The 25,225-nt window shown below is 63.6% G+C and carries 19 protein-coding genes; 2 read left to right on the top strand and 17 right to left on the bottom strand.

Annotated elements, in window-relative coordinates; all coding sequences use genetic code 11:
• Window positions 1-588 precede the first annotated feature (588 nt).
• The gene (locus JSV08_05040; protein UCF81781.1) at window positions 589-1,782 is read right to left on the bottom strand and encodes an aminomethyltransferase family protein; all 1,194 of its coding nucleotides are present in this window, start codon (window positions 1,780-1,782) and stop codon (window positions 589-591) included.
• Between the two features lie 155 nt (window positions 1,783-1,937).
• Here JSV08_05040 and JSV08_05035 point away from each other — a divergent pair, with 155 nt between their 5' ends.
• A complete protein-coding gene (locus JSV08_05035) occupies window positions 1,938-3,527 on the top strand; it encodes an NAD(P)/FAD-dependent oxidoreductase (GenBank protein ID UCF81780.1) in 1,590 nt (529 codons plus the stop codon).
• Between the two features lie 115 nt (window positions 3,528-3,642).
• Here the strand turns inward: JSV08_05035 and scpB are convergent, their stop codons facing one another.
• The 4 genes from scpB to JSV08_05015 are packed head-to-tail and all read right to left on the bottom strand — an operon-like array spanning window position 3,643 to window position 6,704.
• Window positions 3,643-4,314, bottom strand: coding sequence for an SMC-Scp complex subunit ScpB (scpB, locus tag JSV08_05030; GenBank protein UCF81779.1), 672 nt, complete (start codon window positions 4,312-4,314; stop codon window positions 3,643-3,645).
• Window positions 4,301-5,062 (bottom strand): segregation/condensation protein A, encoded by a 762-nt coding sequence (locus tag JSV08_05025; GenBank protein ID UCF81778.1) that lies wholly within the window; start codon window positions 5,060-5,062, stop codon window positions 4,301-4,303. Before JSV08_05025 ends, scpB begins: the two co-directional genes overlap by 14 nt.
• Window positions 5,059-6,075 (bottom strand): tryptophan--tRNA ligase, encoded by a 1,017-nt coding sequence (trpS, locus tag JSV08_05020; GenBank protein UCF81777.1) that lies wholly within the window; start codon window positions 6,073-6,075, stop codon window positions 5,059-5,061. The genes JSV08_05025 and trpS overlap by 4 nt, the downstream gene beginning before the upstream one ends.
• Window positions 6,072-6,704 (bottom strand): site-2 protease family protein, encoded by a 633-nt coding sequence (locus JSV08_05015; GenBank protein ID UCF81776.1) that lies wholly within the window; start codon window positions 6,702-6,704, stop codon window positions 6,072-6,074. Before JSV08_05015 ends, trpS begins: the two co-directional genes overlap by 4 nt.
• A gap of 93 nt (window positions 6,705-6,797) precedes the next feature.
• On the opposite strand from JSV08_05015, the gene rpoN reads away from it, so the two are divergent.
• On the top strand, window positions 6,798-8,396 hold the full coding sequence (gene rpoN, locus JSV08_05010; GenBank protein ID UCF81775.1) for an RNA polymerase factor sigma-54: 1,599 nt from the start codon (window positions 6,798-6,800) through the stop codon (window positions 8,394-8,396).
• Window positions 8,397-8,427: 31 nt separating this feature from the next.
• Here the strand turns inward: rpoN and JSV08_05005 are convergent, their stop codons facing one another.
• From JSV08_05005 to JSV08_04950, 12 genes are all read right to left on the bottom strand, one after another.
• Window positions 8,428-10,080, bottom strand: coding sequence for a hypothetical protein (locus tag JSV08_05005; GenBank protein ID UCF81774.1), 1,653 nt, complete (start codon window positions 10,078-10,080; stop codon window positions 8,428-8,430).
• A 251-nt stretch (window positions 10,081-10,331) separates the two neighbouring features.
• The gene (locus tag JSV08_05000) at window positions 10,332-10,832 is read right to left on the bottom strand and encodes a cyclic nucleotide-binding domain-containing protein (GenBank protein UCF81773.1); all 501 of its coding nucleotides are present in this window, start codon (window positions 10,830-10,832) and stop codon (window positions 10,332-10,334) included.
• Window positions 10,833-10,842: 10 nt separating this feature from the next.
• Complete coding sequence (locus JSV08_04995; protein UCF81772.1) at window positions 10,843-11,916, bottom strand: type IV pilus twitching motility protein PilT; 1,074 nt, start codon at window positions 11,914-11,916, stop codon at window positions 10,843-10,845.
• A 77-nt stretch (window positions 11,917-11,993) separates the two neighbouring features.
• Complete coding sequence (locus JSV08_04990) at window positions 11,994-15,440, bottom strand: S8 family serine peptidase (GenBank protein UCF81771.1); 3,447 nt, start codon at window positions 15,438-15,440, stop codon at window positions 11,994-11,996.
• A 147-nt stretch (window positions 15,441-15,587) separates the two neighbouring features.
• Window positions 15,588-16,385 carry a prolipoprotein diacylglyceryl transferase gene (locus JSV08_04985; GenBank protein UCF81770.1) on the bottom strand — a complete coding sequence of 266 codons (798 nt, stop codon included), beginning with the start codon at window positions 16,383-16,385 and terminating at the stop codon, window positions 15,588-15,590.
• Window positions 16,386-16,388: 3 nt separating this feature from the next.
• Window positions 16,389-16,901, bottom strand: coding sequence for a signal peptidase II (gene lspA / locus JSV08_04980; GenBank protein ID UCF81769.1), 513 nt, complete (start codon window positions 16,899-16,901; stop codon window positions 16,389-16,391).
• Window positions 16,902-16,906: 5 nt separating this feature from the next.
• Window positions 16,907-19,747, bottom strand: coding sequence for an isoleucine--tRNA ligase (gene ileS, locus JSV08_04975; GenBank protein ID UCF81768.1), 2,841 nt, complete (start codon window positions 19,745-19,747; stop codon window positions 16,907-16,909).
• Between the two features lie 107 nt (window positions 19,748-19,854).
• The gene (locus JSV08_04970) at window positions 19,855-20,598 is read right to left on the bottom strand and encodes a pyridoxine 5'-phosphate synthase (protein UCF81767.1); all 744 of its coding nucleotides are present in this window, start codon (window positions 20,596-20,598) and stop codon (window positions 19,855-19,857) included.
• A 145-nt stretch (window positions 20,599-20,743) separates the two neighbouring features.
• A complete protein-coding gene (locus JSV08_04965) occupies window positions 20,744-22,309 on the bottom strand; it encodes a Gldg family protein (protein UCF81766.1) in 1,566 nt (521 codons plus the stop codon).
• Window positions 22,297-23,085 (bottom strand): ABC transporter permease subunit, encoded by a 789-nt coding sequence (locus JSV08_04960; protein ID UCF81765.1) that lies wholly within the window; start codon window positions 23,083-23,085, stop codon window positions 22,297-22,299. The genes JSV08_04965 and JSV08_04960 overlap by 13 nt, the downstream gene beginning before the upstream one ends.
• 6 nt (window positions 23,086-23,091) lie before the next feature.
• Window positions 23,092-24,024: an ATP-binding cassette domain-containing protein gene (locus tag JSV08_04955; GenBank protein ID UCF81764.1), complete on the bottom strand. Its 933-nt coding sequence runs from the start codon at window positions 24,022-24,024 to the stop codon at window positions 23,092-23,094.
• Window positions 24,025-24,113: 89 nt separating this feature from the next.
• A complete protein-coding gene (locus tag JSV08_04950; protein ID UCF81763.1) occupies window positions 24,114-25,211 on the bottom strand; it encodes an alanine--glyoxylate aminotransferase family protein in 1,098 nt (365 codons plus the stop codon).
• Between the last annotated feature and the right edge of the window lie 14 nt (window positions 25,212-25,225).

Here is a 25,225-nt window from a genome sequence, read left to right as displayed (position 1 = left end):
TGAGGACGTGGCTTCCATCCGGGGCGTGGGACGACTCGAAGCGGGGCCGGCCGGAAAGCCCCTGCTTGTCGAAGACGTCGAGCAACGCGGGGCGGTTCTCGGGATCGCTCTGCGCCAGCTTGAGTCCCCCGAATCCCAGGAACTCCATGTAGGTGACGTCAGGGTCCTCCTCGAGGTGCTCGATGGAGCTCCGGAGCGTGTCCCCGAGGCCGAAGCTCACGTAGTGGGTCGCCATGCGGGCGAGCGCCCGGCTCTGGTTGGTCCCCTTGATTTCCATCTCGCCGGTGATCCGCCCCTCCAGGAGGAAGAAGAACGCCGTCGCGAACAGCGCCGCCATGAGCAAGAGGCCCCCGGTCACGACGGCGAGTATTTTCGTCCTGAGATGCAGGCGTTCGAGGAAATCGTGCAATCGGGCGATTGGCTTCATGGGAGACACGTTTTTTTATGGCCGATAGAGCGTTTTACCACAAACACCGCGATATTGCAAAGCGGCGGCGAGCGCCGCCCCCTCGCCGGGAGCGCCGGTGCGCGCACGTAATCCTGAAGGATTTTAAAAACGGAGAACTCTTCTCGAAGGGCGCCCGGAGGCTACGCCTTCTTGCGGGGCGGATCGAAGAAGGGAAGCTTGACCACCTTCACCGTCACCAGTCGGGGCACGTGCTCGAAGGTGAGCTCCATCTTGAGCTTGGTGCCGAGCTGGGCGTAGGCGGCTTCCACGGTCCCGAAGGCCACGTATTGCGACGCCATCGGCGACCAGGTTCCGCTGGTCGCTTTGCCGATCTGCGTTTCTTCGTCGCGGGTGTAAACCGGTGTGCTGTCGGTCCAGGCGGTGTCGGGCACCTCCGCCGAAAGCCCCACGGCGTCGTAGTAATTTTCGTACTCGCCCCAGTCCACCTGGAAGCCGGCCAGCTTTCTCGGCGAGCCCCTGCGCTTTTCCTCGGCCAGGGCCCGGCGGCCGACGAACATCTCCTTTTTGAGATTCACCGTCCAGTCGAGACCGATCTCAAACGGGGAATGCTTCTGCGAGGCGATCATCGCCTTCAAAGCGCCGATGAAGTCCAGGTCGATGATGACGAGCCCGGCCTCGACGCGGGCGATGAGCATCGCATCCTGGCCGGCGGGGACGATGCCGTAGTTCTTTCCACCGTCCATCAGGGCGTCCCACACCCGCTCGGCGCCCTCCGCCGGCACCCAGACCTCGTACCCGAGGTCGCCGGTGTAGCCCGTGCGCGAGAGCTCGACGTCGACGCCGCCGATCGCGGTGCGCGTGACGTGAAAGTATTTCAGGGAATCGAGATCGGCGTCGCATACCTGTTTCAAGATGTCGCGTGAGAGGGGGCCCTGTAGGGCCGCGGCGGCTACGCTGTCGCTTTCGTCCTCGAATTTCACGTTCATCCCGACGACGTTCTCGTGAAGCCACCACCACGTCGGGTCCCCCGTCACGATGCGGAAATCGTCCTCGCCGAGGCGCAGCACGGTCCCGTCGTCGATGACCTTTCCGTCCCCGTCGCACCAGGGCGTGTAGAACACCTGCCCCACCTTGCATTTCGTGATGTCCCTCGTGATGAGCCGGTTGACGAAGCGCTCGGCGTCGCGGCCGCGAATCCTGTACTTGAAGAGGGGCGTGACGTCGATTAGGCCGGCAGTGTTGCGAATGGCGAAGTACTCGCACTCCTGGGCGTGCTGGTAGGATGCAGCCACGAAGTAACCCGCCCACTGGCCCCAGTATTGGGTCTCGCACAGGGCCGAGGTCCGGGAGTGGAATGGAGTTCCTGTTGGCATATTGAGCTAGGCCGGAGTGTACATTAAGCGGGGGGCCGTGTCAAGAGAATTTTAGACATTAAGCTTGATTTCCAAGGGGCGCTTCCCGTATCATAGGCTCCTGGTTTTTCCACCCCGAATCAAAGTATCCGCCACAGGCGGAAAGGAAGCAAACGATGCCTAAAATCTACGATGCCGTCGTTATAGGCGGCGGGCACAACGGGCTTGTGTGCGCCGCGTACCTTGCAAGAGGAGGAATGAAAACCCTGGTTGTCGAGCGGCGCCACGTCCTGGGCGGCGCGACCGTGACGGAAGAAATTTATCCCGGCTACAAATACACCGTCCTCTCTTACGTTATAGCGATGCTGCGGCCCGAGATCATCAAGGATCTGGACCTCACCAGACGCGGCCTCGTCATTCTGCCCATGAAGGGCTCCTACACCCCCCTGCCGAACGGGGACAGGCTCTTCGTAGATGGCACCGAAGACGACGTCCGCCGGGAAATGAGCCGCTTCTCCAAAAAAGACGCCGAGGTCTTTCCGCACTTCCAGAACATCATGGTGAAGCTAGGGAAATTCGCCAAGCGGTTCCTCGAGATAGTCCCTCCCGACCCGACGTCGTTCCGCCCGCGCGACCTCCGCAAGTTCCTAGACCTCGGCAAGCACTTCCGGGCGCTGGACGACGACGCCTTCTCCTTCGTCCGGCTCATGACGATGAGCGTCAGCGACTGGCTGGACCTGTTCTTCGAGTCGGACACGATCAAGGCCCAGATCGGCATCAACGGCATCATCGGGACGCACCTGGGCGTCCGCTCCCCCGGGACCGCTTACGTGCTGCTTCACCACTACATGGGGGCCGAGGGCAGCGGTGCGTGGGGCGTTCCCCGCGGGGGCATGGGGGGCATGATCGAGTCCATGGAAAATGCGGCGAAGGCTTTCGGCGCCGAGATCCGCACCGAGGCTCCGGTGGAAAAAATTCTCACGAAGAACGGCAAGACGGTCGGCGTCGTGCTCAAAGGCGGCGAGGAGATTCGCGCCAAGACGGTCGTCTCGTCCGTCGACCCGATGCTCACGTTCACGAAGATGCTCGGCCCCGACGACACGCCGCCGGAGTTCCAGGACCACCTCCGCAAATTCAAGCTGCGCGGCTCCTCGGGCAAGGTCAATCTGTCCCTGGACAGGCTTCCGACGTTCCCGAGCCTCCCGGATCCCGAGAAAGTCGGATTCGCGGACATCTTGATATCTCCGAGCATGGAGTACATGGAGCGGGCCTACGACGACGCGAAGTACGGAGATTTCTCCCGCGAGCCTTTCGTGGAGACGATCTTCCCTTCCGTCTACGACCCCACGATGGCGCCGAAGGGCAAGCACGTGGCGTCCATGTTCGTCCAGTACGCTCCCTACAAGCTCAGGGAGGGCCTCGTATGGGACGAAAAGCACCGCGAGGCGTTCGGCGACGCGGTGGTGAACGCCGTGGCAAAATACTCGCCCGACCTGAAGGACCTGATCCTGCACCGCCAGGTGGTCTCGCCGTTTGACATGGAGCAGGAGTTCGGCCTCGGGGAGGGCAACATCTTCCAGGGCGAGCTCACGCCGGACCAGCTTTTCTTTCTCCGCCCCGTGCCCGGCTATGCCAAGTTCCGGATGCCCGTGAGGAAACTCTACATGTGCGGCTCCGCCGTCCACCCCGGGGGCGGCGTGATGGGGGCCCCGGGACGGCTTGCGGCGCTCGAGATGCTCAAGGACTTCGGAAGCGCAAGCGCCTGAGGCGGGCGGCAGGCACCGCGCCAGCAGTTGGCGGTTAGCAGTTAGCCGTTAGTGGTTAGCGGCTAAACTCCTTACTCCTCACCCCGCTCCCCACGGGCGGCGGCCGCTCTTCCACCTACTCCCGCTCCGCGTCCTCCTCGCCGCTTCCGAAAAGCGGCGAGAGCTTTTCCTCCTCCTGCTGCGGGAAGAGGCCCTCGAACTCCTCGATGCGCGGGAGCTCCTTCAGGTTCTTGAGGCCGAAGTGCTCCAGAAACTCGCGCGAGGTCTTCCAGAGAATGGGGCGCCCGACGATGTTCTTGCGGCCCGCCATGCGCACGAGGCGGCGGTCGAGAAGCGACTTCAGGACGCCGAGCGTGTCGACGCCGCGGACCGCCTCGATCTCGGGCGTCGTGACGGGCTGGCGATAGGCGACGATGGCGAGCGTCTCGAGGGCCGCGCGCGAGAGGCGCCGCGCGCTCTGCGACTCGAGAAGCTTCCTTATGGGCGCGTCGCAGGCAGGCTTGGTCACGAGGCGGTGGCCCCCGGCGACCTCCTCGACGCGCAGGCCGCGCCCGTCGCGCTCGCAGGCCGCCCGGAGCTCGCACAGCGCCTGGAAGACGCGGCCCCGGTCGGAGTGCCCGAGCGCCTCGCACAGGGCCTCGAGCGAGAGCGGCTCGGGCGTGACGAAGAGGAGCGCCTCGAGCGAGGCGCGGAGCGCGGAGAGCTCCTCGCTCAACGCCGCGTCCTCCCCTTCGGGAAAAGCTTCCTCGATATTCCGCGCGGTGTCTTCGGCTTCAGTGTGCTGCATCGGCCATGTCTCCTTGTTCGAAAGAGTATAACAGAATTTCTCCGAAAATTTCTCCCTGCTGCGCGCGAATCTTTTTTTGGCGCATCAGCTCGAGGAGCGCCAGGAAGTATACCAGCAACTCGACGAGCGAGCGGGCCTTCTCGAAAATTTTCCGGAACGCTATCGGGCTCTGCTCGCGGAGCATGAAAAGTATGGCCTGCGCCTTGTCCTCTACGCGGTGCTCCTCGCCCTCGACGGCGGCCACGCCGCGCTCCTTGCGCCGGGAAAGCACCTCCTGGAACGCAAGCGCCAGGTCCCACGCCGTGGCCTCGACGCCCGCCTCGAAGGGGTAGCGCTCGAGGACGCGGTCGGAGCGCACGTGCGTTTTCAGAGATTCCTCCTCGCGGCGGCGCAGCGCGCCGGCCGCCTTCTTGTAGCGCTCGTATTCGAGGAGGCGCTCCACGAGCTCCTGCCGCGGGTCCTCGACGACGTCCTCCTCCTCGAGCGGAAGGCGCGGAAGGATCATCCGCGACTTGATGTGAATGAGCGTAGCGAGCATGACGATGTACTCGGAGGCGATCTCGAGGCTCAGCTCCTCCATCGCGCGGAGGTAGGCGGAGTACTGCTCGGCGATCTCGGCGATGGGGATGTCGGTGATGTCGAGCTCCTGCTTGCGGATGAGGTACAGCAGGAGGTCGAGCGGCCCCTCGAACACCGGAAGGTGCAGGACGTGGCGCTCGGCCTGGCGGGGGACGAGCGCCGGGGTCATGGCTTCACCAGCCCCATGGCGTCGCGCACCTCCTGCATCGTGCGCTCGGCCTCCTCGCGGGCGCGCTCGGCGCCCCTGCGGAGGACGTCCCGCAGCGTGTCCTTGTCTTTAATGAATTGCCCGCGCCGCTCGCGCATCGGCGCCAGGCGGGGCTCGAGGTTTCCGAGCATGATTTTTTTGCAGTCCACGCAGCCGATGCCGGCCGTGCGGCACTCGCGGTTTACGAGTTCGAGCTCGTCCGGCTTGGAGAACGCCTTGTGGAAGTCGTAGACGGGACACACGTCGGGGTTGCCGGGATCGCCGCGGCGCATGCGCGCCGGGTCGGTCTTCATCGTGAGAATTTTTTCGCGCAGCGTCGCCCCGTCGTCCTGGAGATTGACGGAGTTGCCGTAGGACTTGCTCATCTTGCGCCCGTCGGTTCCCGGAAGGCGCGGCGTCTTCGTGATCTTGGGCTCGGGCTCCGGAAAGACTTTTCCGAACAGGTGGTTGAAGCGCCGCACCATCTCCCGCGAGAGCTCGAGGTGGGGAATCTGGTCCTCGCCCACGGGCACGACGTCGGCCTTGTAGAGGGCGATGTCGGCCGTCTGGAGCACGGGATAACCGAGGAAGCCGTAGGTCGAGAGGTCGCGCCCGGCGAGCTCCTGCTGCTGCTCCTTGTAGGTGGGCACGCGCTCGAGCCAGGGCACGGGCGTCACCATGGCGAACGCCAGGTAGAGCTCCGCGTGCTGCGGCACGTGCGATTGCACGAAGACGACGCTCCGCTCGGGGTCGACGCCCACGGCGAGCCACTCGGCGAAAAGCTCGAGGACGCTCGCGCGGATGGCGTCGGGCTTCTGGTACTCGGTCGTGAGGGCGTGCCAGTCCACGATCGTGTAGAAGCACTCGTAGTCGTCCTGGAGGCGCACCCAGTTCTCGAGCGCGCCCACGATGTGCCCGATGTGCGTGAACCCCGTCGGGCGCAGCCCCGAGAGAACGCGGCGCTTTCCCTTGCGGGCGGTGGTTGCCCGGCTCATAGCGGCACCGTCATGAGGAAAAGCACCAGGGCCTGGATGGGCATGATGATGAGATGAAGCAGGCCGAGCAGCAGGAAAGCGAACAGGATAAGCATGCCGAAGGGTTTGATCATCTCGAACTTTTGAGCCATGGCAGGCGACAGGAATCGCTCGATCACCCCGCCCCCGTCGAGCGGTGGGATGGGAATGAGATTGAACGTGCCGAGCACGGCGTTCAGGATTGCGCCGTAAAGGAGGAAGTCATGCAGGAGACGGGAGCCGCCTCCGAGCGAGGTCTCGACGAAAAAAATGCGGTACAGGAGAATCCCGACGAGGCAGAGCGCGAAGTTGCTGAGCGGCCCGGCCGCGGCGACCCACATGTGGTCGCGCCGGGGATTATGGAGGTTGTAGGGATTGACGGGCACGGGCTTCGCCCACCCGAAGAGAGGAACGCCGCCGAAAATCATAAAAAGCGGAAAAATTACCGTTCCGACGACGTCGATGTGCGGGATGGGATTGAGCGTGACCCGCCCGAGGTAGCGCGCCGTCGGGTCGCCGAGGCGGTAGGCCGTCCATGCGTGCGCGCACTCGTGCACGGAGAGGGAAAAAAGAAGCACGAGGTAAATGAGAAAACCGAGCGCCAGCGACATCAGCGCTCTCTCCTGTGTTCCGCGAAAGTCCCTTGCATCAACACGTGTCGACCTATGCCGTAGCGTAGCACACGACGGAAAAGCGGGCAAGGAATGATTCCAATCTACATGTGCGGAAACCAAGTTGAGGAAAGAATCGCGCCCGAGGCGGAATTTCCCCGCTTCTTGTGGTATCCTGGAATTACGAGGGTATACGCTGTGGCTTTGGAAACGAAACTTCACCTCACCCTGGGTCAGCGTCTCGTGATGACGCCCGCTCTCCAGCAGGCCATTGCGCTTCTCCAGAAGAACCGCGCCGACCTGATCGAGACCATCCGCGAGGAGATGGAAGAGAATCCGGCGCTGGACGCCGAGGAAAGCGGCGCGATTCTGCCGCGGGAGGGCGCCGGCCAAGAGCAACCCGGAGGCGACGGTGAGGCCCAAACCGAAGGCGGCGGCGAGGCCCCGACCGAAGTCTCGGACTTCGAGGCCTACTTCCGCTCCCGACTCTCCGATTTCGAGCCGCCGCACGCCCGGGAGGACATGGACACGCCGCCCGCCTACGAAGAATTTCTGCGCGCTGAAACCACCCTCGCCGACCATCTGATGTGGCAGCTCAACGTGAACGCCTCGACGCCCCGCCTCCGCGAGCTGGGGGCGTTCATCATCGGCCACCTCAACGAGGAAGGCTACCTCGCGGTGCCGTTCGAGGAGGTTGCGGCGCTCGCGGGCGTCGTGGGCGAGGAGGAGCAGCGGGAGATCGAGGAGGCGCTCCGCCTGGTGCAGTCCATGGACCCGGCCGGCGTCGGCGCGCGCAGCCTGGAGGAATGCCTGCTCCTCCAGATTGAGGCGCTCGGCCTCAAGGCCACGCTGGTCGAGGTGCTGGTGCGTGAGCACTTGCCCGAGGTTGAGGCCCAGCGATGGGAAGACATCGCTGGCGCCCGGAACGTTTCCAAGGAGGAAGTGCTCGAGGCCTACGACTCGCTGCGCCACCTCCATCCCAAGCCCGGCCTTCAGTTCAGCTCCTCGCGCAGCGTCACCGTCGTCCCCGACGCCTACGTCCGCAAGGTGAAGGGGGGGTACGAAATTACGCTCAACGACGAGGGGCTCCCCAAGCTGCGCGTCAACCCGGCCTACGAGCGCATGCTCGCGGGCAAGGCGGGGGAGGACGTGCAGGGGTTCCTGCGGGAGAAGATGCGGCGCGCCGAGTGGCTCATCCGAAGCATCTACCAGCGTCAGCGAACCATCCAGCGGGTGGTCGAGAGCATCGTGCGCCGCCAGCGCGATTTCCTCGAGCACGGCCCGGCGTTTCTCAAGCCCCTCACGCTCCGCGACACCGCCGAGGACGTGGGCCTTCATCCCTCCACGGTGAGCCGCGTCGTCCAGGGAAAATACGTCCAGACGCCGCGGGGGCTTTTCGACCTGCGCTTCTTTTTCCACGCGCCGCTTTCCTCGAACGGCGGGGAGGCGTTCTCCTCCGTTCAGGTCAAGGAGGCCATTCGGAAAATCGTCGAGAAGGAAGAGGCCGAAAAAACCCTGAGCGACGCCCGGCTGACCGAGCGGCTCGAGGAGCTCGGCTTCCACGTCGCGCGCCGCACCGTCGCCAAGTATCGCGACCAGATGGGCATGTCGTCCTCCAGCCAGCGCCGCAGGAAAAATCTTCAGGCCGGCGCGACCCGTTCAACCGCCCGGCCGACTCACGGCAACCGGTAGGCTCGCCGCGTTGGCCGATACCCTTCGACCGTCAAGGTCGTATGAAAAGCAGATAGGAGGGCTCTTCCTCTCGAAGCGAAAAACCATGCTGTCTCAACGCGTCCTGCAGCTCCGGCCGGTCTCTCATCGTGGCATCAATCACCACGTTCCGAAGCCCGGGCAAGGCCAACACCTCTTTCAGGTCTTCCAGCCCCTGCTCGTCTTGGCCTGAGACATACGCCGCGGCGCGCCCGCGGGATTCGCCCAGTTCCCGTTGCCCATTGGCCGCCGCGGCATGCATAAGCATATGATTTTCTTCTCGGATGCAAATTTGCGGATTTTTTTGGGTGAACATGGGAATCAAGGAGTTGTATTTGTACGGTGCAATCATAGGACCAGGCAAACTCGCTGCGATGATTTTCTGCGCCTGCGGCTCAAGGAGTTGATCCACCTTATGCGTGAAAAAGCCATAATGAACAAAGACAGAAAACCTTTTGTTCGATAGATTGAGCACCAGCGCAAGGGACAGCAGGATGGCGCAAGCAAGGTGCGCAGGCTTTAATCCCGAGGTTTTTCTGTTTTGCAGCAATTCCGAAGTTGCGATGCCGACCGTCAACGGGAATGGCAGAACGTAGAACAGCCGCCAATAGGCATTAATGGTGGAGAGGTGGTAAGCGATCCAAGACATGGCAAGGGGATTCAAGACCAGCACGATCGTGGAGATGAGCCATCCCGCCAAAAACCGCTTGCCGGGCCGAGGCAACAACATCAGGCTGACGACCGTGGTGAGGTAAAAGGTCCAACTGGAGCGGCTAAGCCAACCTTGGAAAACCAGCATGTGCTGGCCAAGGAACGTGAAGGGAAATCCCTGCTCAAAGCCTATGATTTGCATGTGGGCTGGATCCATAAGGAGCCTCATATACAGCGCGACACCCACCAGATAACCCAAGGAAGCAAAATAGCCCGCTAATCCTTTTATCGTTCGCAGGGAAACCCCTGCAGCACACACATAGCCCAGGGCCAGCACCAGGGATAGAAGGGGGACCAGGAATACCGCCGTTGACGTAAGTCCGGCGGCCAGCATGCCGAGGACAAAAAGCTTAAACCAGTTATATGGACTTGACCGGTGGAACCAATCGAGGGAAAACGCGGCAAATAGGGGTACAAAGACGGACATCAACAAAGCTTTTCCCTGCCAAATCCGCACGAAAGCAAAGTTTCCAAACGTTCTATGGGTTTCTCCATCCATGGCAAGATAGGCGAGGATCGCGATGACCCCCGCGATCACAAGCAGTTGGTTTTTCGGCCTCGCGAATCTGCTTAGGGCCAAAAACCATGCGGCTGGAATAAGCATCCCTCCCAAAAAGGAACCTAGAAAATGAAAGATGTCCAGAACAGGAAGGCCCCCCACATACGCGAAGTATCCCCAAAGGAGATCCATGGTATGAGCGAATTGCAGAAGGTAGTAGACGGGAAAATCAACCAAAGCGTTGTGATGATAGTTCAAGTCCAGCGGGACCGTGTCGTTGGCCAAAAAATATACGGCCCTCCCCCCTATGAGATTTACGTCATCCAGATCCGGCCGAACGGCCAAAAAGCTCAACACGCCGCCCAGCAAGCACAAGAAGAGCAACAGAAAACAAGCTCGGTAATCCCCTCCCTCGGGCCGCAAGGATATGCTCTTCCTGCCTTTCGTGAGCACCATCCATAGGATCCCTAGGAGGCCGGCGGTCAGAGCGCTGTAGGTTACGCACAAGCTTCGAAAAGAACACCCGGTCAAAATGGAAACATGTGCCGCCAAATTCCACAATGCCGCCAGTAGAACCAGTGCAAGTACCAAGCTCTCCGTGAGTGGAAGCAGAAGCAATTCTCGCGGAGCCCCAGGTGCTTGGCTTTGCTTGTCGAAAGGCGATGGGCTTCCCCCCACGCTTCGTTGGGGGAGAGCGGAAGACATCCTTACTCCGGCTTGATCAGCTCGCCGAACATGCGGAACTTTTGCGTGCTGTCGGCCGTGAGCATGCGCTCGAAAATCTTTTCGTTCGTGCTGCGGAGGCGCTCCGCGAGGACCTGCGCCACCGTCCGCCAGAGCCGCATCCCGAGCGCCGTGTTCCAGTTCAGGATGATGTCGAGGTCGAGGCGGTTGATGGTGAGGATCTCGCACTCCTCTTCCGCGACGATGCGGGCGGAATGCGGCGCGTCGTCGATGAGCGACATCTCCCCGAAGAACATCTTGGGGCCCAGCTCGGCGAGCTTCACCTCCGTGCCGCTCCGGCGCTTCTCGACGCGCACGCGGCCGCGCTTGATGAGATAGAGCGAATCGCCGGGCGTCCCCTCCTCCACTATGACCTCCCCCGTCGGCACCGTCCTTTCCTCGACGGAGCGGCTGACCTCCGCGAGTTCCTCGTCCGAAAGCCCCGCGAACACCTTGATCTCTTTTAAAAATTCGCCGTGCTCCATGGCTCGTCCTCTACTCGAACTGGAGCGCGCGCTCGAAGTCGGCCGGGTTAGCGGAGTTTTCGACGGCCACCTCCCGCGTGATGACGCCCTCCTGGAAAAGCTCCGCGAGGTGCTGGTCGAAGGACTGCATGTGGTAGACCTCGCGGCCCTTCTCGATCACGTCCCTGATGAGTGCCGTCTTCGTATGATCCGTGATGCAGTTCCGGATGGTCGCCGTCGAGCGCATGATCTCCATGGCCGGCACGCGCTTCTTGCCGTCCTTCGTGGAGATGAGGCGCTGCGAGATGATGCCCTTGGCGTTGGCCGCGATCTGGTGGCGCACTTCCTGGTGCTGCTCCGGGGGGAACACGTTGATGATGCGGCCGATCGTCTTGGCGGCGTCCACGGTGTGGAGCGTGCTCATGACCAGGTGGCCCGTCTCGGCGGCCTTGAGGGCGATGTCCACGGTCTCCAGGTCCCGCATCTCGCCCACCATGATGACGTCGGGGTCCTGGCGCAGCCCCTTTCTGAGCGCCTCGGCGAACGACTCGGTGTCCACGCCCACCTCGCGCTGGTTGATGGACGAGAGCTTGTCCTCGTGCACGTACTCGATGGGGTCCTCGATGGTCAGGATGTGCGCGCGGCGCGTGTGGTTGATGTGGTTGACCATGGCGGCGAGGGTCGAGGACTTTCCGCTTCCCGTTATGCCGGTGACCATGACCAGCCCGCGCGGCTCGGCCGCGATGTCCTTCAGGACAGGGGGAAGCCCCAGGGATTCCACCGTGGGAATCGTTTTTGCGATGACGCGCATGACGATGGAGAACGTCCCCCGCTGGCGGAAGAGGTTCACGCGGAACCTCTGGCCGTCCGGAAGCGTGTAGGCCGTGTCGAGCTCCCTGACAGAGCCCATGTTCTCGCGCTGCGCCTTCGTGAGGAACACCGACGCGATTCGCTCGGTGTCCTCCGCCGCGAAGGGGCGGAACTTCGCGGGCCGGATGTTGTTGTTGATGCGAAGAAGCGGAGGGCCTCCGACCTTGAAGTGGAGGTCCGAGATGGCGTCCGGCGCGACCTTGAGGAGGGAGACCACGAAAGCGTTGAAATCCATAGGAGGCTATTTTATCAGATTCGCGGTCGGCCGCCAAGAATCGGGCGCCTTGAGATTCAGGCCAAGAAGCGTTTAATCTACGGCCCGCACATCGGCGCCCACGTCCCGACCGTGTTCCGCTCCGTCGCCGCGCTGTCCACTCCCACCGTCGACTCGCTTCCCGGAGAACCGGTCGCCGCCGTCACCAACAGCCAGCTGTTGTCCAATCCCACCGTCGGGGTTACGGTCGCCGTCCCGTCAAGGTTGTCTATCCAGCCCGCTATACAGTCGTTTGCCACCGTCGCACCGTTATCGTACCTGTCGTCCGCCAACGCCTGTCCGAAGGAAGTCAGCGGGTTGTAGTACACGTAATACTGCGTCGTCGCCGGATCATGGTTTCCAACCATCCATGTGTTCCCCTTCGCATCACCCGCCGTCACCGGATCAGGCTCGGGCAGGGGCCCGCCGTTGCAGGGGCACGTGTTCACCGGCGCCGACGTGTCCGAGCACCCGAGCGCCCCCGTCACCGTCACCGTGTACGGCCCCGTACCGCACGGCGCGGAAATCGTCTCCGTCGTCGCTCCCGTGCTCCACAGGTACGTATACGGAGGCGTCCCGCCCGTCGGGTCGGCGTCCAGCACCGAGTTCGGATTCCCGCACGTCTCCGTAATCGCCGCCGTCGGGGCGACGTTGAGATAGAACGGCCCCCACCAGGCGTAGCCGGAGGCCCAGTTGCCGGCGTTGTCCACCGAGCGGATGTTGAAATAATAGGGGCTCACGGATGGCGCAAGCGTCTCGGTGTAGGTCGTGACCTCCTCGATGTCCTTGACCGCCGAGGGCAAGCCGTGTGCGCTCACACTCCACCAGATGCCGTAGCCGTCTATGCCGCAGCCTGTGCCGTCCAGGGCCGCCGTCCACGTCATCGTGACGGACATGTCGCTTGAGCACGTATCGAGAGTGTGAGAAGTGCTGTCGAGGTCGGTCACGGCTCCCGGCTCGGTGCCGTCCACCGTGACCGTGACGGTTTCGCTGATGGTGGATTCTCTGGCTGCGGTCGCGTAGACGTAGAAGTCGTACGTTCCGTCGGCTGTTCCGGAGTCAACCTGAAGGTTCCACGTCGCGCTGCGCGGGACGTCCTGGTTGACGATTCCCGTCGCAAGATAGTAGCTGTTCGACGGCACGTCGCGCCAGAGCTCGCTCTCCAGGAAGGTGTGGCCGCGGCCGGCGTCCCCGGTCGTCATGTCCACGTCCAGGAGCGGGAAAAGCAACGGGTTGTCGGGCATATCCAATTGGATCTGGGAGCCCACAACGGAGTACCCCGTGTTCGAGTGCGTGGTGCTGATCGTGAACGTCTGGCCGGGCTGGAGGCAGGCGGCGCTCGCCGAGGCGCTCAGGGAGCGCGAGGGGGCGTTGAGAACGACGACGGCGATGATGCCGTATTTCTGGTCCGGCTGCGGCACGTTCTCCCCCCGCACGTTGGCGCGCCATGAGCCGGCCGCGCCGCTTGTCAGGCGCACGTACTCGACGGTGTCGTCAAGGCTTAGTGAGGACCCCACGAGCGCGGCGGTGTCATCGTAGACCCTCAGATTGAGGTCGTTCACCACCTCGGTGGTGGTCGTCGCCGGGTCGCTCCAGGTGAGGTAGACGCGCACCTCCGCGAAGCCCGCGGATACGGTGAAGATGTGGTCGTCCTCCTCGCCAGTGAGGGTGATGGTGCTTCCCGCCCAAAGGGCCGTGTCGAGACTCGAGGAATCGTAGACGGCGTGGAGGGCGTCCACCATACCGTGCCCGTAGAAATCCGTGTTTCCCAGGTCCACCGCCGTGGCGAGGAGGCGCGCCTTGAGGCGTTCGGGCCAGTCCTCAAGGCCGGGATACGCGTCCAGCATGAGCGCCACGGTGCCCGCCGCCATGGGCTGTGACATGCTGGTGCCGTCATAGGCGACATAAAAGCCATCGATAAGGTCGGCGGGACTTTCCATATGTACTGCCGCCGTTGACGTGATGCGTGTACCCGGGGCCACGACGTCGGGCTTGATGCGGTAATTGCCGTCGCCGTCCGTGTCCACGGGCCCGTAGTTCGAGAAGCAGATGCGGCCCGTGGGCGGCCAGTAATTGTCCGGCCCGCAACTCGGACTGGGAGTGCAGCCCTTGGCCCCGCAGTTTCCGTTGTTCGTGCACCAGCACCAGTCGTTCCCCTCGTAGGGCCAGTTGCCGTCGCGCATCGCGCCCACGGCGATGACGTTCTTGCCCGTGCCGGGGCGGGAGCACAGGTCGTTGTCGTTTCCGGAAGAAACCGTGACGTTCATATACTGGGGACTGGCGTCGCTTCCGGGCCAGTTGCCGCGCACGGCGTTGTCGGCCGCTTCGCTTGCCCAGTTGTAGTCGTTGTTCCCGCCGCCCCAGCTGTTCGCCACGACGTTCGCGTCGTTCAGGGCCGCTTGGGTCAGGACATCAGTGAAGTTTCCAAAGCCGAAACCCTTATTGTCGCAACAGTCCTTGTAAATCAAAAAAGTCACGCCGGGAGCAATCCCCGTCCAGTCGCTCGTGTTCGTGCCGTCGCCGCCGATGCTTCCCGCGGTGTGCGTGCCGTGGCCGTCGTCGTCGCAGGCGTTCGAGTCATTATTTTCGAAGTCCCATTGGTCCGCGATGCGGCCCGAGCCGAGGTCGGGATGATAGGCCGCTCCCGCCACACCGCACTCCGCCTTAGTGCCCGTCCGCGTGATTCCCGAATCGTCCACGGCCACGCGAATACCCGTGCCGTCGTAGGTGCCCCATCCCACCACCCGGTCGGCGCCTCCGCTCATCGAGCCCTCGATGTTATGGGGCTCGCCGGGAACGTACTCCTCCACCCACTTGACGAACGGAAGCCCAGCAATCCGCCGAAGCTGGCCCGGCTTGACCGAGCCCCTCGCGAACGGCATCACGGGATCGTCCTCCCACTTGGCGACCGCCAGGATGTCCGAAACCGCCTCCTTCTGCGCTTTCGAGGGAACGTCGAAAAAGCGCGCCGTGATCTCGATGTCTTCCCCCGCCGGGCGCGATTTTGCCGCCTGCTGCAACCCCCAGGCGATCCTGGCCTCAGCGGGGTACGGCCCGAGGTAGCGCAGGAGTCCGCTTTGGGCAAGCGCCGCGACGTCGCTGGAAGACGCCTCCGGAACCTCGATGATGTACGCGTAGTTTTGGACGTAGTCAAGGACGCGCGCGCCGGAGGCCTCGAGCGCCTCGCGCCATTCCTTCAGGATGGGGCCGCGAAACTGCGCGACGTAGACGCCGCGCAGGGGAAGGCGCGCCTCGGGATCGACGCCGTCCGCGGGCCGCAGGGAGTATCGGTTTGCGAACCAAATTTCTTCGGCGTTGACTTGCGCCCGCTTTTCCCGCCCGGGCCCGTCGTCCCTTTCCACGCGCTTGCCCGAGGGAGCAACGATGGTGGGCGCCGCGAGGCGCAGGCCGTACTCGCCGGGTTTTTCCGGGACATCGCCGCCGCAGACGGGCAAAGCGCATACGGCGAAAATGCCTCCCGCCGCGAGAAGCGCTCTTTTTGTCATGACACATCCCCTTTCAAAAGGCTCATCTTGCGTTCCCCCATGGAGCTATACGCCCCGGCCGTGCTTGAAAGTGCGACCTTGTAGGATAGCACAAAAGAACGGCGTCTGCACCCCCGGCATTCCTCACGCGGCGCCCTGCGGCCCGCGTCAGGCCGGTGCCTTTCGGGAGGCGTGCCGATGCGCCTTCCTCAAGTACAGAAGAAGGGCGGCACCGAGCAAAGCCAAAATCAAGCTCACCCCCTGCGATGTGGAAAGCGCCGTGCTCATGAACGTGCCGCGCGGGTCGCCGCGCAGATACTCGAGCGCGAAGCGAAACACCGAGGAGACGACGAGAAACCACCCGAAAACCCGACCCGCATAGGTGCGGCGGCCGAAGAGGAGGCACATCACGGCGAAGACCAGAAGGTCCGTGACCGAGAGGTAGATTTGCGTGGGATAGAGGGGAATGTTCATGGGGACCCCGATGTAGCGGTGGGCGAACGCGTCGCGGAAGGTGATGGAAAAACCCCACGCGGCGGGCTTTCCGTAGCAGCAGCCCGCGGCGAGGCATCCGACGCGCCCCACCGCTTGCCCCAGGGGGAGCGCTACGGCGAAGATGTCCGCAACGCGCCAAAACGGGAGTGCGTGGCGGTGGATGTACCAAATCCCCGCCAAGGCGGCGCATAAAAACCCCCCGTAGAACACGCCCCCGAGGCGAAGCAGCCCCACGAGCTCACGCGGATATTCCATGTAGTACTCCCAGTCGACGAAGACGGAGAAGAGTTTTGCGCCCGCCAGGGCCGCAATGAGCATCCAGAGTCCCATGTCGAAGATTTTCTGGCCGTTGATGCCGTCCTTTTCCGCCAACTTGACGCTGACCCTCAGCGCCAGCAGATAGGCAAGCACGAGCAGGACACCGTAGGTGGGAAGAAAAAAGCCGCCGATCTCAAGAAGCTTCGGGTGCATGGCTTATGGCTTTCGCCCCGCTCGCCGAGCGCTCATAAGATAATCCAACAGCAAAAGCCCGGCGCCCACGGTGACGGCGCTGTCGGCCACGTTGAACGTCGGCCATGCCACGCCGTCGTACCAGTGGAAGTCGAAGAAATCCACCACGTAGCCGAGCGCGATGCGGTCGAGGAGGTTCCCCAGCGCGCCGCCCACGATGAGTCCGAAGGCCGCCGCGAGCAGCACGCTCGTGCGCGCATACGCCAAAAAATAGGCCACAAACATCACGATGGCCGCCAGGGGAAGAACCAGGAGAAAAACGTTTTGGTAGGGGTCGGGAAGCGTCGCGAAAAGCCCGAACGCGCCGCCCTCGTTGTGAACGAGCGTGAGCGAGAAAAAGTTTTCCACCACCGGAAGACTCGTTCCGTGCGAGAACGCGTCCAACATCCGCGTCTTGGTGTGCTGGTCCAGGGCGAACACCGCGGCCACGAGCAGCAAAAAAAGAAAAAGGGGAAGCGCTTCGCGGCGAACGGCCATCTTTTTCAAGCGCCCAGCTCCCCCAGCACCCCGGCGCAGCGCGCGCAGGCGTCGGGATGTTCGGAGTCGCCGCCCACGCTGGGTGAATGCATCCAGCAGCGGGCGCATTTTTCGCCCTCCGCCGGAAGCACCCGCACCGAGAGGCCCGGAAAGTTCTCGCTTTGGTGCGCCGGCTCTCTCGGAGCAGGATTCTCGTTCGAGCCGTTTTCGACCTGCGAGACAATGAAAAGCGACGGCAGGAAATTTTCCGCTTCCCGAACCCAGTCGGGCGGCGCGCCGTCCCACGTAAGCGCGACCTTCGCAGTCAGGGAATTTCCGACCGCCTTCTGAGCGCGCGCCAGCTCAAGCGCCTTGAGGGCGTCGTCCCGCAGCCGGAAGAGATTGTCCCACCGGGCGCGAAATTTCTCGTCGCGTTCCAGGCCGAAGCTTTTGAATTTTGCTAAATGAACGCTCTCCTCTCGACCTTCCTTCGCCGGAAGATTCTGCCAGACCTCCTCGGCGGTAAACGGCAGGATGGGCGCCATCAGGCGCGCGAGCGACGCGCCGATGAGGTGAAGCGCGTGCTGCGCCGAGCGGCGCTCCGGCGCGTTCGCCGAGGAGCAGTACAGGCGATCCTTGAGGATGTCGAAGTACTGCGCGCTCAGGTCCACGGAGCAGAAGTTGACGAGCAGGTGATAGACCCGGTGAAACTCGTACGCGGCGTAGGCGCGGCACATGGTTTTTTCGAACTCCCCGAGGCGCGTAAGCGCCCACCGATCGAGCGGCTCGAGCTCCTCGCCCGCGCAGCCCTGCTCGTAATCGAAGAGGTTGCCGAGGAGGTAGCGGCAGGTGTTGCGAATCTTTCGATAGGACTCGGCGCAGCGGCCCAGCATGGCATGCGAGACGGCCATGTCGCTCCGGTAGTCGGTCATGGCGACCCAGAGCCGCAGGATCTCGGCGCCGTACTTTTCCTCCACCTCCTGCGGCGCGATGACGTTCCCGAGGGACTTCGACATCTTGTGCCCCTGCTCGTCCACCGTGAAGCCGTGCGTGACGACGGTGCGGTAGGGCGCCTCACCGCGCGCCCGAAGCGCCACCATGAGCGACGAGTTGAACCAGCCGCGGTACTGGTCCGTCCCTTCGAGGTACACGTCCGCGGGCCAGTGCAGATCGGGATGCGCCTCGAGCACCGTGAGGCTCGACGCGCCCGAATCGAACCAGACGTCGAGAATGTCTTCCTCCCTGCGAAATTGCTTATGGCCGCATTTCGGGCACGCGGCGCCGCGGGGGAGAAAATGCGCCCCCTCGCGCCGATACCACGAGTCGGCGCCTTCCTCGCGGAAAATCTCCGCAATGCGCGCCAGGGTCTCCTTCGTGGCGTAGGGCTCCTCGCAGCCCGCGCAGTAGAACACGGGAATGGGCACGCCCCATGCGCGCTGCCTCGAGATGCACCAGTCGGGGCGCTCCCGGACGGTGTTGTGCATCCGCTCCTCGCCCCAGGGGGGAATCCACGTCGTTTTCGCCACGGCCTCGAGAGCCTTCTCGCGCAGGCCGTCGTGCTGCATCGAGATGAACCACTGCGGCGTCGAGCGAAAGACGATGGGCCTCTTGCAGCGCCAGCAGTGGGGATAGGAGTGCGAGAGATCCGACTGCGCCAGGAGGAATCCGTCCTCTCGGAGCCGCGCGCATATGGGCGCGTTGGCGTCGAACACGTTCATGCCCTTCCACGGCCCCTCGAGAAAAACGCCGCGGTCGTCGAGGGGCGCATAGGGCTCAAGGCCGTACTTTTGGCCGGTGACAAAATCCTCGAGGCCGTGCCCCGGCGCCGTGTGCACGCAGCCGGTGCCCTGCTCGGTCGTGACGTAGTCGGCGAGCACGAGAAGCGAATCGCTCTCCATAAATGGATGGCGGCACGCACCTCCCTCGGCCTCCTTGCCCTCGAACGTTTCGAGCACCTCCACGCCGTCCCACCCGCACGCGGCGCGCACCGATTCGACGAGGCCTTCATAAAGGATGTAGAGATTTTCTTCGCCGCCCTTTGCGGCGCGCACGACGGCGTAGCGAAGCTCCGGGTGAAAGGCGATCGCAAGGTTCGCGGGAAGCGTCCACGGCGTCGTGGTCCAGATGAGAACGGACGCGCTCCGCTCGACGAGCTCGGTTTTGAAGAATTTCTTGAGGGGGAAGGCCACGTAGACGGAAGGCGAGGTGTGGTCGTCGTACTCGACCTCGGCCTCGGCGAGCGCCGTCGCGCAGGAGGCGCACCAGTAGACGGGTCGGCGGCCGCGATAGACGTTTCCGTTCAGATAGAAGTGCGCGAACTGCTCGACGATGGAGGCCTGGTAGTCGGGATCCATGGTCAGGTAGGGTTTTTCCCACGCCCCGAAAACGCCCAGGCGCTTGAACTCGTCGCGCTGGACGCGGATGAAGCGCTCTGCGTGCTCGCGGCAGCGGCGGCGCGCCTCGAGCCGCCTGTCACCGGAAGGCGCGGAAAGTGCGCCCTCCGCGCCTTTTTCTTTTCTCATCGCCTCCTCGACCTTGAGCTCGATGGGAAGCCCGTGGCAGTCCCAGCCCGGAACGTAGGGGCAGAAGAGACCCTCCATGGTCTTCGCCTTGACGATAAAGTCTTTCAGAATTTTGTTGAGCGCCGTGCCGAGGTGAATGTTTCCGTTCGCGTAAGGCGGGCCGTCGTGGAGGACGAAGGCGGGCGAGCCGCGACGCGCCTCGAGAATCTTTTCGTAAAGGCCCATCGCCTCCCAGCGCTCAAGCTGCTCCGGCTCACGCCGGGGAAGCTGGGCCTTCATGGAAAATTCGGTGCGGGGGAGGTTGAGCGTGCTCTTGTAGTCACGCTGCTTTACGTTATTCGCCATGGCAGAATTTTCTAAATTTCATGCGCACTTTCGCTCTGTATTGTAGGAAGTTTCGGGGAGGCAGTCAACGCAGACGCAGCCCGAGGGGGGCTACGGGTGCCGGATTCTCAAAACGCCGTGTGCATCGCCTCGAGCATCTCGCGCACGGCGCGCTCGAGTCCCACGAGCGAGGCGCGCGCCACGATGGCGTGGCCGATGTTCAGCTCCACGACCTCCTCCATGGCCGACACGGGCCCGACGTTCCGATAGTTGAGGTCGTGGCCCGCGGCGACGCGGATGCCGAATTTCACGGCCATGCGCGCCGCCTCCCGTATCTTCTCAAACTCCTCGGCGAGGTCGGAACGGCGCGGCGTCTCGCTCCGGGGAGCGGCGTGCGCGGCGTAACGCAGGGTGTTGATTTCCACCGTGTCGGCGCCGAGCCGGTGTGCGGCCTTGATCTGGTCCAGGTCCGGGTCCAGAAAAATGCTCGTGCGTATCCCCGCGTCTTTGAGAATCTGCGAGAAGGAGCGCAGCGCGTCGCCGTGGAGCATGGCGTCGAGGCCGCCCTCCGTGGTGACCTCGTTCGGGCGCTCGGGGACGAAGGTGACGATGTCGGGCCGGAGCGCCGCGGCGATTTTCATCATCTCCTGGGTCGCGGCCATTTCGATGTTGAGCTGCGTCTTGATGGTTGCGCGCAGGAGCTCCACGTCGCGCTCCTTGATATGCCGCCGGTCGCCGCGCAGGTGCACGGTGATGCCGTGGGCGCCCGCAAGCTCGGCCAGAACGGCGGCCGCCACGGGGTCCGGCTCCGTGCCCTTGCGCGCCTCGCGGAGCGTCGCGATGTGGTCAATGTTTACGGCAAGGCGGGTCATCGCACATCCATGGTAGAGGGATAAGGGAGAACGGTCAAGGAGAGCGAAAAGAAAGAATGGTGCGGAAGGTTCGGAAGGTGCAGACAACGCAACGCATCTTCTGCACGCGACGCAATGGCAGGTAACCTCGCCCCTGCGTTTCCGCTTAGAGATTCCTCCGCCGCCACCACACCACGCCGCCCGCGAGGAGAGAGGCGCCGGGGAGCCCGAGCACGACCACACACAACAGGAGCAACACCTCGGAGCGCGACATTTCGATCATCGAAGCCTTGGCCTTGTTCGGAGCGATGCCGAGGAGCGATTCCTGCTCCGCGAGCCAGTTCACGAAGTTGGCGAAAAGGTCGGCGTTTCCCGAAAGGTGCTGGTAGCCGTTCGACGCGAAGTCGGCGTCGCCCACGACAATCACGCGGCCTTCGGGCCGTTCCTCGGTTTCCTCCGCTTCGCTTGCGGGCGGGTCGACGCGGGCGTAGGCGGCGATGGGAAGCGGGCCCTCCAAGTCGACGCCCTCGTCGAACTGAAAGACCGCCTTGTCGGTGTCGCCCCATGCGGCCTCGCTCGTAAAGACTATCGCCTCCGCATGGCCGCTCACCTCGTCCTTCATGGCCTGCAGGTCGGCCTCCACGGGAACGGCTATGGGAAGGAACGCCGCGGCGGAAAAGGCTTCGGTCGCGGGATGCGTGGTCGAGTAGCCGGAGGCGGCGGCCAGTAAGTAATTTCCGAAAAGGGACGCCCCCACCGGGTCCAGCACCGTGGCGTCGAGGACGCGGAGGCCCCAGCCGAGGAGCCACTCGCGCCACTCGGCGGGGCTGTAGCGCTCAAGCAGAACGAGAAGCCGCCCCCCCCGCCGCTCCGCGTACTCCGTGAGGATATCGCGCTCCTTGTCAAGGAGCGGCTTCCTGGGCGCGGCGATTACGACGGCCGCGGCGTCCCCGGGAACGGCCAGATCGGGAATGAGGGAAAATTCCTTCACCTCGCAGTTCATGTTCCCGAGGCGCTCCGCGGCGAGGCTGAACCCGGTCATCTCGTCGCTGTCCTCGAAAGAAAGCTCCTCGTGGCCCGCGAGGAAATAGACCGCCCGCGTCTCGCCCGTCGTGAGTTCGATTAGCGTCTCCGTGAAGGATTCTTCCGAAATCTCCGTGGTGCGCTTCGTGTCGCCCGCCTTGTCGAACACCACCGTTCCGAACTCCGTGATGTTGTGCAGCTCGGCCAGATCGCGCCGCTCGATGGGATCGACGACGCGGGGGCGGAGGTGCGGCGTCTCGAGCCGGTAGGCGTCCATCAGGTCGTCGAACTCCTGCCTCGAGTCGGTGTCGGCGGTGCGGAGGAAGGCGTAGACGTCCACGGGCGCCTCAAGCGAGCGGGCGACGTTCCGGCTCTGCTCGGCGAGCGTGAAGAGCCCGCTCGACGTGAGGTCGAAGCGCTTGTTGTGCTGCGCGGCGAGGTAGTTCAGAACACCCAGAATGGCGAGCGACGCCGCTACCACCACAAGCGTGTTCACGGCGGACTGCGTCCGCCCGCGCGTGAGCGCTTTTACGATCCTTTCCCGTTGAAAGACGGCGTAGAGGACGAACAGGAGAAGCGCCGCCGATAGGGCCGCCGTCACGCTCCAGGGGTGGCTGTCGAGGAGCAGCCGGTAGCAGAACGCCGCCGCGACGACGCAAAGAAGCGCCAGCCAGCCGAAGTGCCGGGAAAGATTCCTCAGCCCTTCCATCGCCGTGCCGCCACGAGTTGGTGCGTGAGGACGAGGCCGAACGCCGCCACGCTCAGAAAGTAAACGATGTCCCGAATCTCCACGACGCCTTTAGAAAAATTCTCGAAATGCTCCATGGACGAGAGTGCGCGCAGGACCTGCCCCGTTTCGTAGCTCGACAACTCGGCCGCCCAACCGATGATATGCAGGAAAAGCAGGACGCTGAACGCAAGTATATAGGCGACAAGTTGACTTCGCGTGGCGGCGGACGCGGCAAGTCCAACGGCTACATACGCCGCCACCAGGAACGCAAGACCCGCGTAGCCCGTCCACACCGGCCCCCAGTCGGGCGCGGCATGCATCGCAAGGAACCCCGTATAGCTCAGCGTGAGCGCAAGCGGCGTAAGCACCGCCAGAAGCCCGCCCAGGTATTTCCCTCCGACGAGATGCCAGTCCGAGATGGGCGACGTAAAGAGCAGTTCGTCGGTGCCCGCGCGTTTCTCTTCTGCGAAGAGGCGCATCGTCACCGCGGGAACAACAATCAGGAAAATCACAGTCACGCTGCCGAAGAAGTTTCGGACGACGACGTCGTTGATGTTGAGGTGTTCCGTCATGTACTCGAACTCGGGTTGCCCAACGAACCCCGACGCCTGAAGGCAGAACTCGTTAAAGGCGCGCATAAACACGCCGAAGAAGTAGCCGCCAAAGAGCAAAAGCGCGGCGCCGCAGACGTAGGCAAGGACGGAAACGAAGAATTGTCTCCACTCCTTAACGGCGATGACCCAGATGTTATTCATGGTCGGCTATCGACCTTCTTCCTTCGTTAATTCGAGGAACACGTCCTCGAGTGAGCGCGCGGCGGAGCGCATCTCGTGGAGCGCCCAGCCGCGCGAGACGACGGCGCGGGCGAGCTCCGAGCGGGCGCCCGCGTCTTCGAGCGCCGCCTCGACGCCCCCGTCGCGCGCCGCGATGTCCTTGACGCCCGCGACGCCTTCGAGGGCCGAGCGCACCGCCTCGTCCGAATCGGCGCCGCGCACGTCGAGCCACACGCGGTCGGCGGCTTTGAGAAGATTTTCGATGCGGTCCTCGGCGCGCAGCCGCCCCCGGTGGACGATGAGCACCTTCTCGCACGTGACGGTGACTTCGGGAAGAATGTGCGTTGAGAGGATGATGGTGCGCTCGCGGCCGAGCTCCTTGATGAGCGAGCGAATCTCGACAATCTGCTTCGGATCGAGGCTCGCGGTCGGCTCGTCGAGAATGAGAATGGGCGGGTCGTGGATGAGCGCCTGCGCGATTCCCACGCGCTGGTGGTAGCCCTTCGAGATGTGCCCGATCAGCCGCCCCCACACCTCGGAAAGGCCGCAGGCGTCCGTAACGTAGTCCATGCGCGAGCGCACGTTGCGGCGCGCGACGCCCTTGATGCGCGCCGCAAATTTGAGGTACTCCCTCACCGTGAGGTCGCTGTAGAGAGGAGGGTGCTCGGGAAGATAGCCCATGAGGCGCTTCGCCTCGATGGGGCGCTCCGACACGTCGTAGCCCCCGATGACGGCACACCCCTCGTTGGGGGTGAGATAGCCCGTGAGGATGCGCATCGTCGTCGTCTTGCCGGCCGCGTTGGGTCCGAGAAAGCCCACGACCTCGCCGCGCTCGATGTGGAAGGAGATGTCCTGCACGGCGACGGTCGTGCCGCCCCTCGGGGCGGGATAGATTTTCGTGAGATGACGGGCTTCAATCATCGGGCTGTAAGATAGCACGCGCCCGTAAGCCGTTCAATGCGGCCGGGCTATGGGAGCATGGGAGAAACGCCCGCCGAGGCGGACGGGTTTCACGCGCCGAGGATCTCGTCCGCCGTCCGGAGGAGCGTGTCCACCTCCTCCAGCGTCAGGTCGCCCATGTGGCCGACGCGGAAGCACTCCCCCTTGAGCTTTCCGTAGCCGTTTGCGATAAGGAGGCCGCGCTCGCGGAGAGCTTTCCGGAAATCGTCCGTCGAGATTTTCTCCTTGCGCGTGTTGCGGACGTTCGTGATGGTGGGGGAAAGGTATTTCTCGTTGGCGAAAAGACCGAAGCGCTTCCGCGCCCAGTCCTGGACGCGGGCGGCCATCGCGCGGTGGCGGCGCTCGCGCGCCTCGGCGCCCTCGTTGAGCATGCGCCCGAGCTGCTCATGGAGGCCGCTGATAAGCGACATCGTGGGCGTCGTCGGCGTCTGCGCGTTGCGTTGGGCGTATTTCTCGAGCTCCTCGAAATTGAAATAGTAGCCGCGGTTCGGAATATTCTTTGACTTTTCGAAAAGCCGCTCCGACACCGTACAGACGGCGATGCCGGGCGGAAGCGCGAAGGCCTTCTGCACGCCGGCGAGCGTCATGTCGAGCCCCAGGCCGTCCATGTCCACGCGGACGGCGCTGAGGCTGCTCACGCAGTCCACGAGGACGACGACGTCGGGATATTTTTTCGCGACCGCAGCAATGTCCTCGAGCGGGTTCATGACCCCCGTCGAGGTCTCGTTGTGCACGACGGTCATGGCATCGTAGCGGCCTGAGGAAAGGTGCTTTTCCACCAACTCGGGCGTCGTCGCCTGTCCCCACTCGACCTCGACCAGGTCCGCCTCGGCGCCGCAGAGCTTGGTGATGTCGTGCCAGCGCTTCGAGAAGGCGCCGCAGGCGAAGTTCACGACGCGCTTTTGCGCGCCGTTCCGTATGGCCGCCTCCATGAGGCCCGTTGCCGAGGAGGTGGAGACGTAGACACGGTGCTTAGTGTTGAGGAAGGTGCGCAGGCGTTCCAGCACTTCCTTGAAGAACGCCGTGAATTCGGGGCTTCGGTGCGAACCCCCGAGGCGCGTGAGCATTTCCATCTGCGCCGTGGCATCAAGGATTTCTTTGCGGATTTCGACGGGACCGGGGACGAAGCTTAGGAGTTTATTTGCCATGGGGGCATGTTACC

The sequence above is a fragment of the Acidobacteriota bacterium genome, assembly GCA_020349885.1.
GTDB lineage: Bacteria > Acidobacteriota.
The sequence above is the reverse complement of the archived record's forward strand: the minus strand, read 5'-3'. Positions and strand labels throughout refer to the sequence as shown.